Origin of the sequence: Mycolicibacterium brisbanense, from assembly GCF_001570425.1 — a bacterium.
Classification (GTDB): Bacteria; Actinomycetota; Actinomycetes; order Mycobacteriales; family Mycobacteriaceae; genus Mycobacterium; species Mycobacterium brisbanense.
Genome location: NZ_BCSX01000050.1, coordinates 14,256 through 28,020 on the forward strand (window position 1 = coordinate 14,256; position 13,765 = coordinate 28,020).

Annotated in this window: 11 protein-coding genes; 6 read left to right on the forward strand and 5 right to left on the reverse strand. The window is 66.2% G+C overall.

The features are described 5' to 3' along the window. Positions 1-73 precede the first annotated feature (73 nt). On the reverse strand, positions 74-1,069 hold the full coding sequence (locus tag RMCB_RS28370) for a LacI family DNA-binding transcriptional regulator (RefSeq protein WP_062831412.1): 996 nt from the start codon (positions 1,067-1,069) through the stop codon (positions 74-76). A 113-nt stretch (positions 1,070-1,182) separates the two neighbouring features. Here RMCB_RS28370 and RMCB_RS28375 point away from each other — a divergent pair, with 113 nt between their 5' ends. After that, a complete protein-coding gene (locus tag RMCB_RS28375; RefSeq protein ID WP_062831413.1) occupies positions 1,183-2,358 on the forward strand; it encodes a Gfo/Idh/MocA family protein in 1,176 nt (391 codons plus the stop codon). Positions 2,359-2,383: 25 nt separating this feature from the next. On the opposite strand, the gene RMCB_RS28380 is transcribed toward RMCB_RS28375, so the two are convergent. Then, positions 2,384-3,589: an IS110 family RNA-guided transposase gene (locus RMCB_RS28380; protein ID WP_062831414.1), complete on the reverse strand. Its 1,206-nt coding sequence runs from the start codon at positions 3,587-3,589 to the stop codon at positions 2,384-2,386. 258 nt (positions 3,590-3,847) lie between these two features. Here RMCB_RS28380 and RMCB_RS28385 point away from each other — a divergent pair, with 258 nt between their 5' ends. From RMCB_RS28385 to RMCB_RS28395, 3 genes are read left to right on the forward strand one after another with little or no spacing between them, the layout of a single operon-like run. After that, complete coding sequence (locus RMCB_RS28385; protein ID WP_062831415.1) at positions 3,848-4,846, forward strand: sugar phosphate isomerase/epimerase family protein; 999 nt, start codon at positions 3,848-3,850, stop codon at positions 4,844-4,846. 5 nt (positions 4,847-4,851) lie between these two features. Continuing rightward, complete coding sequence (locus RMCB_RS28390) at positions 4,852-5,835, forward strand: substrate-binding domain-containing protein (RefSeq protein WP_062831416.1); 984 nt, start codon at positions 4,852-4,854, stop codon at positions 5,833-5,835. Beyond that, complete coding sequence (locus RMCB_RS28395; RefSeq protein ID WP_062831417.1) at positions 5,832-6,704, forward strand: sugar phosphate isomerase/epimerase family protein; 873 nt, start codon at positions 5,832-5,834, stop codon at positions 6,702-6,704. Before RMCB_RS28390 ends, RMCB_RS28395 begins: the two co-directional genes overlap by 4 nt. 90 nt (positions 6,705-6,794) lie before the next feature. Here the strand turns inward: RMCB_RS28395 and RMCB_RS28400 are convergent, their stop codons facing one another. Further along, positions 6,795-8,771 (reverse strand): M13 family metallopeptidase, encoded by a 1,977-nt coding sequence (locus RMCB_RS28400; protein ID WP_062831418.1) that lies wholly within the window; start codon positions 8,769-8,771, stop codon positions 6,795-6,797. A 66-nt stretch (positions 8,772-8,837) separates the two neighbouring features. On the opposite strand from RMCB_RS28400, the gene RMCB_RS28405 reads away from it, so the two are divergent. Together RMCB_RS28405 and RMCB_RS28410 are read left to right on the forward strand one after the other, a co-directional pair. After that, positions 8,838-9,446, forward strand: coding sequence for a hypothetical protein (locus RMCB_RS28405; RefSeq protein ID WP_029373223.1), 609 nt, complete (start codon positions 8,838-8,840; stop codon positions 9,444-9,446). Continuing rightward, positions 9,443-10,132: a hypothetical protein gene (locus tag RMCB_RS28410; protein WP_029373224.1), complete on the forward strand. Its 690-nt coding sequence runs from the start codon at positions 9,443-9,445 to the stop codon at positions 10,130-10,132. The genes RMCB_RS28405 and RMCB_RS28410 overlap by 4 nt, the downstream gene beginning before the upstream one ends. A gap of 87 nt (positions 10,133-10,219) precedes the next feature. Here the strand turns inward: RMCB_RS28410 and RMCB_RS28415 are convergent, their stop codons facing one another. Next, on the reverse strand, positions 10,220-10,756 hold the full coding sequence (locus tag RMCB_RS28415; RefSeq protein ID WP_029373225.1) for a hypothetical protein: 537 nt from the start codon (positions 10,754-10,756) through the stop codon (positions 10,220-10,222). Next, the gene (locus tag RMCB_RS28420; protein WP_029373226.1) at positions 10,753-13,605 is read right to left on the reverse strand and encodes an MMPL family transporter; all 2,853 of its coding nucleotides are present in this window, start codon (positions 13,603-13,605) and stop codon (positions 10,753-10,755) included. The genes RMCB_RS28415 and RMCB_RS28420 overlap by 4 nt, the downstream gene beginning before the upstream one ends. Between the last annotated feature and the right edge of the window lie 160 nt (positions 13,606-13,765).

A 13,765-nucleotide genomic window follows, 5' to 3' on the forward strand; every position in this document is an offset into this window, starting at 1 on the left:
GCAACTCTCGCGAACAGACGCGAAACCGCCCTTTTTCACGCGAAAGAGGGCGGTTTCGCGTCTGTTCGGCCGCTCATCCCGTGGTGTGCCGCACCACCAGCCGCGGTTCGAGCACGACGTCGAGCCGTTCGGTGCGGCCGTTGTCGAGGCGGTCGACGATCGCCTTGACGGCGCTTTGTGCCTGCTGCCGGGGTTCCTGGCTGACGGTCGTCATGTCGATGTGGGCCAGCTGGGCCAGCACGCTGTCGTCGTATCCCGCGACGGCGATGTCACCGGGGACGGCCGCGCCGGCACGCATCAACTGGTCGAGCAGGCCGATGGCGCTCTGATCGTTGGCCGCCACCACGGCCGTCGGCCGCTGGGGCCGCTGCAGCAGGGCGTGTGCGGCTGCGATGCCCGAGCTCTCGGTCAGGTCGCCGTCGATGACGTCGATTTCGGCGGACAGGCCGTGGCGCTTCATGGCCCGCGTATAGCCCGCCTTGCGGTCGGCTGAGATGGTCCCTGGACCACCGCTGAGATGGCTTATGCGCCGGTGGCCCAACTCGACCAGATGCTCGACCACCCTGCCGATACCGCGCCCGTCGGCCGTGCGCACCACGTCGACCTCAGGGCACGAGGTGCGACGGCCGACGACGACGACGGGCACTCGTCCCGCCAGGTCGGCCAGCGTGCTCTCGGTGAGCTCCGGTCCGAGCAGGATCAGCGCCTCGCACCGGAAGCTCAAAAGGGTCTCGACGACGGCCGCTTCCGGATGCGTTGCGGTGACCGCGCCCAGCACCACTTCGTAGTCGTTCGCATCGGCCTCGGCCACGATGTCCTCGACCAGTTCGGCGTGAAATGGGCTGCTGATGTTCGCCACCACTCCTATGAGGTGGGTGCGCCGTGCCGTCATCAGGGCGGCGGCCCGGTTGACCCGGTAGCCCAGTTCGTCGGCCGCGGCCAGGACGCGTTCGCGCGTCTGGGCGCTGGGGCCCTGGGCGTTACGGAAAACGAGCGAGACCAGCGCCTTGGACACGCCCACTCTGTCGGCGATGTCCTGCATGGTCGGCCGCTCTCGGTTGGCGGGCATCCGACTCCTTTCCGGTCTTGACAAGGCGCTGTGACGCAGCCCATAGTATCGGAACTAGACCGGTCAAATAGATCGGTTTAAGAAATCAGTTTCAAAAGGGGCGTGAAGTAGCAGTGACCTCTCAATCAATCGGCGTCGCCGTCATCGGCGGAGGTATGGCCGGACGCGCACATGCGGCCGGATACCGCACCGCCACAACGCTATTCGAAACCGGTCCGGATGTGCGGCTGGTCGCGATCGCCGACACCAGCGCCGCGGTGGCCGACGACACCGCCCGGCGCTACGGGTACGAGCGCGCCTGCTACGACTGGCGTGCGATCGCCGAAGCGCCCGACATCGACGCCGTGAGTGTGGTGGTGGCCAACCATCTGCACCGCGAGATCGTCGAAGGTCTGCTCGCTGCGGGCAAGCACGTGCTGTGCGAAAAGCCTTTGGCGGGAAGCCTTGCCGACGCCGAAGCCATGGTGGCGGCCGCGGAGCAGTCCGATTGCGTGACCGCCGTGGGCTACACCTACCGCCGCTCGCCGGCCGTCGAGCAGATCCGTCGTGAGCTCGCTGCGGGAACCCTTGGCGAGTTGGTGCATTTCAACGGCCGCTACTGGTGCGACTACGCACTGGATCCGAGGTCGCCGATCACGTGGCGGTACCGGGGCGGGCCCGGAACGGGCGCTCTCGCCGACGTGGGTAGTCACCTGATCGACATGAGCGAATTCGTGTGCGGCCCCATCGCCGAGGTCGGCGGTGCGGCGTTTACCACGGTCATCACCGAACGTCCGGTGCCGATCGGCGTCACGTACGGGCACACCAAAGCCGCGGTGAGCGACGAGGTCGCAGCGGTGGAGAACGAAGATGTCGCCACGTTCACGGCGACTTTCGACAACGGCGCGGTCGGAACGTTCTCGGCATCGCGGGTGGCCCACAACTCGCCTGACGGGTTGGGGTTCGACCTGTTCGCCTCCGCCGGCTCGGCGTCGTGGAATCTCCACCGCCCCGCCGAATTCGAGATCTCGACCGCCGAGAGCCGCGTGGAGCTGGCCGGAACACGACGCGTCATCATCGGACCCGAGCACCCGTATATCCGCGGTGGGCTGCCCATGGATGCCGGCGGCGTCGGACATGGTGTCGCCGACCTCTTCGCCTATCAGAATCGTGCGTTCCTGAACCAGATCGCAGGGACCGGCGAACTGGGACCGCTGCCTGGCTTCGACGCGGGACTGCACGGGCTACGCGTCGTCGCCGCCGTCACAGAATCCGCCCTGTCGGGCGGGGCCACCGTCAAAGTCGTTTGACCTGAAAGGATTCTCAATGAGCGTGTCAAGCCGCCGCTGTGGTGATTTGGCTCGTGGGTTCCCAGGCTCGGTTGTCACGGATCAATGCGTAGAGGACGTTGACGCGTCGGCGGGCCAGACAGATGGTGGCCGGTATGGGTCGCTTACCTTGGTCCCGTTTGCGTTGGTAGTAGGCCTTCGACGTGGGATCGCAGCGGATCGCAGTCAGGGCGGACATGTACATCACTCGGCGCAGCCGGCGGCTGTAGCGCTTGGGTGTGTGCAGCCGGCCCGTGCGTTTGCCGGAGTCTTTGGATACCGGGGCCAGCCCGGCCCACGCGGCCAGGTGATCGGGCGATTCGAGCAGGGCGGGATCGCCGATGACGGCAAGGAATTCAGCGCCGAGTCGGAACCCGATGCCAGGCAGGCTGGTGATCACTTCCGCGAGCGGATGGCGGCGAAATCGTTCCTCGATGTCCGCATCAGTGGTCTTGATACGGTCGTCAAGGTTCATCACCTCCTGGGCCAACTCGGCGACCAATGCTGCGCCAACATCTTCACCGGGCAGTCCGACGGTCTGGGCCTTGGCGGCTGTTACCGCGGCCGCCGCGATCGTGGCGGCGTTACGCACCCCGGCGGTGGTAAGCGCTTTGGTCAGTCGCGAAACACCGTTTCGGCGAATGGCTTTCGGTCGTTGGTAGTGTGCCAGCAGCACCGCCCAGCCCCGGTCCTGGGTCAGCTCAGCGACACGTTCCAGCGCCGGGCACACCGCCACCAGCTGCTGGCGCAGGCGGTTGATGGTCCGGGTGCGGTCGGCAACCAAGTCCGCACGGTGGGCGGTGAGCATGCGCAGTTCGGTGATCAGGTCATCCCCGGGACGCAGGACCGGAAGGTCTTCACCGCGCATCCGAGATTGATCGGCGATCACCCGGGCGTCTTTGGCATCGGTCTTGGATTCGCCACCACGGTAGGTCGAGGAGGCCTGCCAGACTTGCCGGCCGGCCAGGTAGCGCACCGTTTTGCCGGCATCGGCGAGCACCGTGAGCACCAGGGTGGCGTAGACGTTGCTCAGGTCCACCGTCCAGAACACCTCATCGGCAAGCCCATCAATTTCGGTGGCAAGGTCGCGGATCGTGTGTTCGTCGTTGATGAACTTGCGCGACAACACCATGTTGCCGTTGACATCCACGACGCACACCCAGTGATGTTCTTTGCCTACGTCGACCCCAGCCCATACCTGGTTTGCCGTCATAGAGCCTCTTTTCGCTTGTCTGCCAACAGGATCCCCATGGACAACCCCGCCGGCATTTCCTTAAACAAGCGATCACATCGCAGATCTCAATCAGCGGCCAGAGAAGTCCAGGCAGGCCGGGCGGCCAATCCTTTCAAGCCGCACCACCAGGCCGGCAAAAAACCATTAAGCCTCACCCGACCCACCCGGGTCGCAGCACACCGTAACCGCATCAACAGCACGAAGAAACTGCAACTACAAACTTAAGGAATTCCTATCATGAAGCTCGGTGTCTACACCGCCATCCTGCACAGCAGGTCGCTGCGTGAAGCGCTGGAGACCATCGCCTCACTCGGGCTGACCGGCGCCGAGATCAACGCGGGCGGGTTCCTGCCGACCCCGCACCTGCCGGTGGGTGACCTGTTGTCCGGCGCGGTGACTCCGCAGCAGTACCTGGCGGAGTTCGAGGGCACTGGTGTGTCGATCGCCGGCCTGAACTGCAACGGAAACCCGTTGCACCCAGACCCCGAAGTCGGGCCCGAGGATGCCGAAGACCTGCGAAACGCCATCCGGGTCGCCGGTCTGCTGGGGGTGGACCGGGTGGTCACCATGTCCGGCCTGCCGCAGGCTCATCCCGGTGGGCAGTGGCCGGCCTGGCATGTGAATACTTGGGACTCAGGCTATCTGGACTCACTCGACTATCAGTGGAATGAGGTGGCGGTGCCGTTCTGGTCTGAGATCGACTCGTTGGCCCGTGAGAACGGTGTCAAGGTCGCCATCGAGATGCATCCACAGAACCTGGTGTTCAATCCGCCCACGCTCAAGCGCCTCGTCGAGCGCACCGGCGCGACCAACGTCGGCGCCGAAATGGATCCGTCGCACCTGTTTTGGCAAGGCATCGACCCGATCGCCGCGATCGACTGGCTGGGACCGCTGGTGTTCCACGCTGCCGCGAAGGACACCCGGATCAACGACAACTGCAAGATCTACGGGGTACTCGATGACCGGTTCACCCGAATTCCGTGGGACGAGAATCCGACCGGGCTCGGGGGCAGGCATGTGGTCAACAAATGGCCGGAAGACTCAGCGTGGGATTTCGTCGCCGTCGGGCGCGGCCACGACGTCGACTTCTGGTCCCGGTTCCTGGCGGCGCTGCACCGCGTCGATCCGAACATGTGGGTCAACATCGAACACGAAGACGTCGCGTTCGGACCGCTCGAGGGCCTGCAGGTCGCCGCGGAAACCCTCAAAGCCGCCAATTCCGCAGTAGTCGGGTGACCGCCATGAACAAATTACGGGCCACAACCGCGTTGGCGGCCATCGTGATTGGGTTGAGTGCGTGCTCGTCTACCGGTGGTAAGCCGCACACCTCCGGGGGCGGTATGAGCGCGGGGCAGGCCGACACACCGCGGTTCACCGTCGCGATGGTCACCCACGGCCCACCCGGCGATACATTCTGGGATCTGGTGCGTAAGGGCGCCGAGACCGCGGCTGCCAAGGACAACGTCGAACTGAAGTACTCGTCCGAACTCCAAGGCCCCGACCAGGCGAACCTGGTGCAGAACGCAGTCGACAGCAAGGTCGACGCGATCGCGGTGACACTCGCGCGACCGGAGGCGCTGACCGGAGTGGTGCAGCGCGCAGTCGCCGCGGGAATCCCGGTGGTCGCCTTGAACGCGGGTATCGACGCGTGGAAAGCCGCGGGCGCCAAAGCGTACTTCGGCCAGGACGAGAAGATCTCCGGAATCGCAGCAGGAAAGCGGCTCGCGGCCGATGGCGCGAAGAACGTAGTATGCGTCATCCAGGACCAGGGCAACATCGCGCTCGAATCTCGTTGCGCCGGAGTGGCCGAAGGCTACGGCGGGCAGATGCAGACCCTCAACGTCAACGGTACCGACATGCCGTCAGTACAGTCGACGATCACCGCCAAACTGCAGCAAGATCCGTCGATCGACTACGTCGTCGCCCTTGGCGCACCAATCGCGATCACGGCCACGCAGGCAGCCGCCACCGCGGGCAGTCGTGCGAAAGTCGCCACCTTCGACACCAACGCCGCCTTGGTCGATGCGATCAAGGACGGCAAGGTGCAATGGGCCATCGACCAACAACCGTTCCTACAGGGATATCTGGCTGTCGACGCGCTGTGGCTCTACCTCAACAACGGCAACGTGATCGGTGGCGGTCAGCCCACGCTCACCGGCCCGGCATTCATCGACCGGTCCAACGTCGATGCCATCGCCGATTACGCAAAGCGAGGAACCCGATGAAGATTGCGTTGGATCCGACGCCGTTTCACCATTCGCATGAGTTGCTGGAGTTTCCGAAGTTGGTGGCGGAGTTGGGGTATGAGTATCTGCAGTTGACGCCGCACCGGGATTTCATCCCGTTTTTCAATCATCCGCGCGCCGATGATGATCTGGTGGCCGCGTTCCGTAAGGCGTGTTCGGCGGCGGGGGTGGGGATCGCGTCGGTGTTGCCGGTGCTGCGCTGGTCGAGTCCTGACCCGGATGCCCGGGAAGCCGCGGTGCGTAACTGGAAACGCGTCATCGAGATCACTGTCGATCTCGGTGTCAATGTGATCAACACCGAGTTTTCCGGGCGTCCGGAGAAAGCCGAGGAGTCGGAGCGGGCGTTTTTCCGGTCGATGGAAGAGCTGCTGCCGATCACCGAGCGGGAGGGGATCGATGTGCGCATCGATCCGCATCCCGATGATTTCGTGGAGGACGGGCTGGAAGCGGTGCGCATCATCCGCGGGGTCAACTCGCCGAACATCGGCATGGTGTACGTGGCGTGTCATACGTTTCACATGGGTGCCAACATGGGGGAGGTCATGGCTGCGGCGGGGGAGAAGCTGCGGTTGGTGCATGTGGCCGACACCATGGACCATCACCGCAGTCATGGGTTGCGCTACATCACCAATCCGCCGGGGAATCCGGTGCGGGTGCATCAGCACCTCAAGATCGGTGACGGCGATATCGAGTGGGATGAGTTCTTTGGTGGCCTGGCCGGGATCGGTTTTTATGATCGGCCCGACACGGTCATGGTGTCGAGTGTGTTCGCCGAGGACGAGAACGCTCACGAGGTGTCGCGCTATCAGCTGGCCACCATGACCGATTACGTGGCGAAGTACCGCTGAGTTCTTTGGCGAGCAGACACCGCGGTACCGCAACTGCGGCGTGTCGGGTACCGCGGGGACTGCTCGCCGGAGAAAACGCGCGAGGAACGGTCAGTTCCAGATGCGCACGCGCTGTGCGGGATCCAGATACAGCTCGTCGGTGTCGGTCACCTCGAACGCCTCGTAGAAGGAGTCGATATTGCGGACGACGCCGTTGCAGCGGAACTCCGGCGGTGAATGCGGATCGACCGCCAACCGCCGGATGGCTTCGGCGTCACGGGATTTGGTGCGCCACACCTGGGCCCAGCCGAAGTAGACCCGCTGCACGCCGGTCAGCCCGTCGATCACCGGTGGCTCCTCGCCCTTGAGGGAGAGTTCGTAGGCCAGCAGTGCGATGGACAGCCCGCCGAGATCGCCGATGTTCTCGCCGACGGTGAAGGCGCCGTTCACGTGATGGCTCGCGTCGAGCGCACGCGGCGTGAACTTCTCGTACTGCTCGATCAAAGCCTTTGTGCGGAGCCCGAATTCGGCGCGGTCAGCGTCGGTCCACCAGTCCACCAGGTTGCCGTCACCGTCGTACTTGGCGCCTTGATCGTCGAAGCCGTGGCCGATCTCATGGCCGATGACGGCGCCGATCCCGCCGTAGTTGGCGGCGTCGTCGGCGTCGGCGTCGAAGAACGGCGGCTGGAGAATGGCTGCGGGGAAGACGATTTCGTTCATGCCCGGGTTGTAGTAGGCGTTGACCGTCTGCGGCGTCATGAACCATTCGTCGCGGTCCACCGGGCCGCCCAGCTTCGCCAGCTCCCGGTCGGAATTCACCAGGTGACCCCGCCGGTAGTTGCCGTAGAGATCGTCGCGCATGATGACCAGCGCCGAGTAGTCCCGCCAGCGTGCGGGATAGCCGATCTTCGGGGTGAACTTGTCGAGCTTGTCGAGCGCCTTGGCCCTGGTCTCCGGCGTCATCCAGTCGAGATTGGTGATGCTGACCCGGTAGGCTTCACGCAGATTGGCCACCAGTTCATCCATCCGGGCCTTGGCCTCCGGCGGGAAGTGCCGCTGCACATAGAGCTTGCCCAGTGAGTCGCCCATCAGGCTCTCCACCACCGACACGGCGCGCTTCCAGCGGTCGCGGATCTGCTCGGTGCCGCTCAGCGTGCGACCGTAGAACGCGAAATCCTCGGCGACCAGGTCGTCGGTGAGCAGGCCTGCGCGGCTGTGGATCACGCGCCAGCGGGCCCACGCCTTCCAGTCCTCGATGTCCTCGCTCGACCACAGCGCCGCGAACGCCGTCAGGTAGTCGGGCTGGCGGACCACGAGTTCGGCCACCGCTTCTGGCGTCGTTCCCAGGCCCCGCACCCAGACCGACCAGTCGAACCCGGGGGACTCGGCGGGCAGGTCGGCGAACGTCCGCAGGTTGTACGTGAGATCGGCGTCGCGACGCTTCACCACATCCCAGTGCGCGGCGGCCAGCTTGGTCTCCAGTGCCACGATGCGGGCAGCCGTCTCGGTCTGATCCCCGCCGTACACGAGGCTGAACATCCGCGCGATGTGCGCCGGGTAGGCCGCCAGGATCTCGGCGTGCTGCTCGTCGCGATAGTAGGACTCGTCCGGCAGCCCGATCCCGGACTGGCTGACATGCAACAGGTACCGCGTCGAATCCTTCGAATCGGTGTCGATGTAGACGCCGGCACCGCCGCCGACGCCCGTGCGCTGCAGCGCTCCGAGCACCCCGGCCAGCTCGTCGGGGGTGGTGGCCGCATCGATGGGCGCCAGCTCGTCGAGCAGGGGAGCCAGCCCGCGCTCGGCGATGGTCTGTTCGTCCATGAAACTCGCGTACAGGTCGCCGATGCGTTGCTCGTCGGTGCCGTTCGCGGCCCCCGACTGGGCAGCCTGGGTGATCAGATCGCGGATCTGCTCCTCGGCGCGGTCATAGAGAGACCGGAACGCGCCGTCGGTGGCCCGGTCGGCGGGGATGTCGTATTCGGTCAGCCAGCGACCGTTGACGTGGCCGAATAGATCGTCCTGCGGGCGGGCCTGCGCGTCGACATGGCTCAGGTCGATACCGGACTTGATAGCTTCTACCGTCACCCCGACATTCTTCCAGACGCCTCGGCGGTGCTCTGGGCCTTGCAGCACACCGGTAGCCTCACGCGCATGCCCGAAGCCCCTGCCAAGGACAGCACCGACGACAGCGTGGACGACACCGTCGGCCTCTTCACCGGCTACGGCGTCGCGTCGGCGGTACTGGGGGTGATCGCGGTGGCCGCCGTCGTGCTGGGCGTCCTGATCTGGACCGGACACCGCAGCGAGACCGCCGAGCGGGCCTACCAGACGCGCGTGCTGCAAACCGCGGCCGACTGGACCAACATCCTGATCAACCTCAACAAGGACACCGTCGAATCGGGCGTGCAGAAGCTGCACGAGGGCACCGTGGGCCAGCTCAACACCGACTTCGACGCCACCGTCCAGCCCTTCCGGGACCTCGTCAAGCGGCTGCAGTCGAACTCGACCGGTCAGATCGACTCGGTGTCCATCGAATCGATCTACCACCCGCCGCCAGCGCCGAACGGCGCGCCGCAGCAGCCGCCCCAACCCGAGCTGACCGGTCTGGTGTCGCGGATCGATCATGTGCTGGTGGTGGCCACCTCGGTCAGCCAGAACGCCGGCTCGGACAAACCGCAGACCGTGCGCTGGGCGCTGCGCCTGGACGTCTCCGATGTCGACGGGCAGTTGATGATCTCGCGGCTGGAGCCGATCCGATGAGGAACCGGTTGAGAGTCCTGGCATTCGACATCCTCGCGCCGCTGGCCGCGATCCTGGCGTTGGTGTTCATCGGTCTGGCGCTGGCCTGGCCGCTGTGGTGGGTGTCGGTGTGCTCGGTGCTGTGCCTGCTGATCGTGCAGGGCGTGATCGTCAACGTGGTGCTGGCGCGCCGCGACGGCGTGACCGTCGGCACCGACGACGACGGCCCGGGGCTACGGCTGGCCGTCGTGGGGGTGGCGACCGTTGCGCTGGTGGCCGCGGTGCTCGTCGGCTACCTGCGCTGGACGCAGCCCGACAGCACGTTCAACAGCGACCGGGGCCAGGTGGTGCGCATCGCCAGCAGCGTCGCGGAGGCCACCGCCACCTTCGCGCCTCAGAGCCCGACCGCGTCGATCGACCGGGCCGCGGCCATGATGACGCCCGAGCGGGCCGACGCGTTCAAGAAGGAATTCTCGGGCGTCGCCAAGGATTTGACGAGCAAGAACGTCTCGGCGACCGCCAGCACCATCTCCGCGGGCGTAGAGGCGCTCGGGCCCGCAGCGGCCAGCGTCGCGGTGGTGCTGCGCGGCACCCAGAGCGTGCCGGGCAAGCCCGCCGACAACGCCGTGCTGGCCCTGCGCGTCACCCTGACGAAGTCCGACGGTCGCTGGGTGGTCGACAACGTGGTGCCGCTGCACTCGCGGTGAAGACCGAGCCACCGCGAGACTGAACAGAGGGTTGCTCTCGCGCGGGATTGACAGCCGGGAATGCAGTTCCGCGGGGGGAGTGTGGCGTTACTGTCCCGCGCGCTGGGCGGCGAGTTTGGCGAACCGGTCGGACAACCGCTGCATCCGCAGCAGCAGCGACGCGGGCGGGCTGACCGTGCCCTCCAGGTAGTTGGCGAAGTCTTCGTTGGAAACCCCGGCGCGGGAGGCGAATTCCTGCGGAGCCAGCCCGGACCGGCGCAGCAGCCCCTGGATACCGCGAGCGACATCGGCGCGTTCGCTGGCCTCAAGATGTTCGCGGGTGCGCAGCAGCACCTCGGACAGGGCCTTGGACACCCCGTAGGGCCGTGCTGTCTCGAGAACTTCTTCGACCTGACGTGCCGTGCGGCCGTAGGGGTCTCGCTTGACCGCGGCGACGATCCGTTGCCACACCGCCATGTCGTCGGTCTCGAGCGCGGCCCGGATCGCGGCGGTGGGCCAGTACTCGACCGGCCGGTCATCGAACGGAGGTTTGCGCGGGGGCAGAGGGGAGCGAGAACGCCCGCGCGGGGGGACGTTCTCGCGGTGTGGATCGCGAGTGTCCCGTGCCTCCGGGGCCAACGTCACTTCGCCTCCTCCAGCATCGCTACAGCCACTGACAGGCAGCGTTGCCTGACTTTCTCCCAGTCATTTGCAGCCTCTGGTCCAGACATTCTGACATCGTGTTCGTCGGACGGTTGCGGATCGGCCAAGCGGCGCACCAGCTGGGTCGCCACCCACCTACTTCTGGGTTGTTGACCACAGTAATACCGGTCCATGCCCGACAACACCAGAGCCGCTGTCTGCGTTTCCATCGACTCGACCAGCTCAGCAAACTCGGCGTAGTCCTTGGTGGTGTTGCGGCACATGATCAGGTAGCACTTCAGGCGCAGCGTTTCGGCGCCCGTCGGGATCTGCAGCCGGTCGCCGGTGGGCAGCTGCACGTTGGTGGTCTCCATCGGGCCGCGCCGCTCCACGGGCGCGCGTTTGGCATCGGCCTCGGTCTCCAACGCGTCGACGGCGACCGACAGCCGGCCCCGCCACATCGTCACCGGATGCACCGCACACGGTTTGGCGCGGCCGGGGCGCTGCTCGGCCAGCCGGGTGGCGAACGGCCGGCAGCCGCTGAACGCCAACGGGTCGGTGACGGTAATGGTTTGTGGCGCAAGGCTTTTCATGCGTGCCGCGGAACGGACCATCATGCGCAGATCGGCTCCGGTCGGGCCCGTCGCGGCGATGTTGTCGGGGATGATGACCAGGTCGGTCACCTCGACCTTCGGCAGCGGCTTCTCGAAATCCACCTCGGGCAGGATGCGGTCCAGCCAGCGTGGCAGCCACCAGTTCCACTCGTCGAACATCGCCATGAGCGCGGGCACCAGCACCAGCCGGACCACCGTGGCGTCGACGGCGATGGCCACCGCGCAGGCCACCCCGAGCTGGGCCACGAGCGGCATGCCGGCAAATGCGAAACCGATGAAGACCGCGATCATGATCAACGCCGCGCTGGTGATGGTCCGCGCGCTGGTGCTGACCCCGTAGGCGACGGCGTCGCGCGTGTTGCTGGTCTGCAGGAACCGTTCGCGGATCCGGGTCAGCAGGAAGATCTCGTAGTCCATCGACAGACCGAACGTCATCGCGAGCACCAGCGGCGGGATGGTGCTGTCGAGCGAGCTGAGCTTCTCGAAGCCCAACCCTTCGAACCAGCCCCACTGAAAGACCACCACGAGGCTGCCGTAGGCCGCGGCCACCGACAGCACGGTCATCAGCACGCCCTTGAGGGCCAGGAACAGCGACCGGATGGACACCAGCAGCATCACGAAGGCGATGAGCGCGACGAACACGAACACCCAGGGCTGGGTGGCCGAGACCCGGTCATCGAAGTCCTTGATCAGCGCGGTCGGACCACCGACGTCGACGCGGACGTTCGGGCCCGCCGCCGCGGGCAGCCGGTCGCGCATCCAGTCGATGGCCTTGCGGGCTGCCAGGTCCTCGGGGTCCACCGACAGCACCGCCGAGAGCAGCGCGCTGTTGCCGTTGCCGCTGTCGGAGAACACCGGGGGTTGCACCATGATCACGCTGGGCGCCTGGGCCATCTGCTGGCGCACGGCGTCGACCGCCGACTTGTCGGCGGCCTTGCCGTCGGGCACCGTCACCAGCACCCGGATCGGGCCGAGCGCACCCGGACCCAGGGCGTCGGCGGCAGCGTTGACCCCGCCGCGGATCTCGTGCGTCGGCTCGAACTGACGCTGCATGCTGTTGCCGAGCACCATCGAGAAGGCGGGTGCCGCCAGCGTCAGCAGCAGCACGACGGCCGCCAGCGCCGACGCCCACGGACGCAGCATCACCGCGCCGGTCCAGCGGGTCCAGAACTTGGACTGGCTCGCCTCGACCCGGCGCGACCAGTGCAGATAGGACGACCGTTTGGCGGCCGCGTGGCCGAATGTGGCTAGCACCGCGGGCGTCAGCGTCGTCGACGTCAACACCGCGACCGCGACCGCGAGGATCGCGCCGGTGGCCATCGACACCAGCACCGGGGTGTTGATCAGGTAGATGCCCGTCATCGAGGCGATCACGGTCAGACCCGACAGCACGACGGCCAGCCCGGACGTGGCCATCGCGGCGTCTACCGCCTCGGTCGGATCGCGGCCCGCCCGCAGTTCCTCGCGGAAGCGCATCAGGATGAACAGCGAGTAGTCGATGGCCAGCGCGATGCCGAACATCGACACCGTCGACGTCACGAACACGCTCATGGTCGTGAACATCGACAGCAGATAGACCAGGCCCATGGTCACCACGACCGTGCAGATCCCGAGCACCAGCGGCAGTGCCGCGGCGGCCAGCGAGCCGAACACGGCCAGCAGCACGATCAGCACGATCGGCAGGTTCCACTTCTCGGCGGCGGTGATGTCGTGCTTGGTGGCCTGGGTGGCGGCGGCGCCGAGCGCGCCTTGCCCGATCACGTAGAACTTGACCTTGCCGTTGCTGCTCTCGCCGGGTTGGTCGCCGTGGATGCCGACCTTCTGGCGCAACTGCTTGGCGACGTCGACCGCGCCGGTGTTGTTGAAGTCCAGCTGCAGGGTCAGCACATAGGGCCGGTCGGGCTGCGGCGCGGGCTGCTGCGGATTGGGCACGATCTTGACGCTGGGAACCTGTTTGGCGATCTGCTCCAGCCGCGCCACCGCCGCGTTCATGTCATCGAACGACGCGTCGGCGCGCGGCGCCGCAACCAGTGCCAGCGGGGAGGCGCCCTGATCGGGGAAATGTTCTTCGAGCTGACGCTGCACGTACAGCGACTGCGAACCCTCGACTTCGAACCCGCCGCCGGTCAGATTGGACGACTGGTTCATCGCGAGGTAGATGGAGGGCACCAGCAGCAGCAACCAGGTGGCGAACACCGCCCAGCGGAATCTGCGCAGATTGCTGCTCAAGCGCATCATGAACTGCTGGATGCGAGGTCCCCTCTTTCTCCCCCCGGCGTTGCGTACGTGAGCGTACCCCGCACTGGGGTAGGCTCACCCGCCCGACGGTCGGCACTGATACCGCACCGTGATGTGGGCTGGATTACCGCCCGCGCGGCTAACGCTATTCGCTGACATC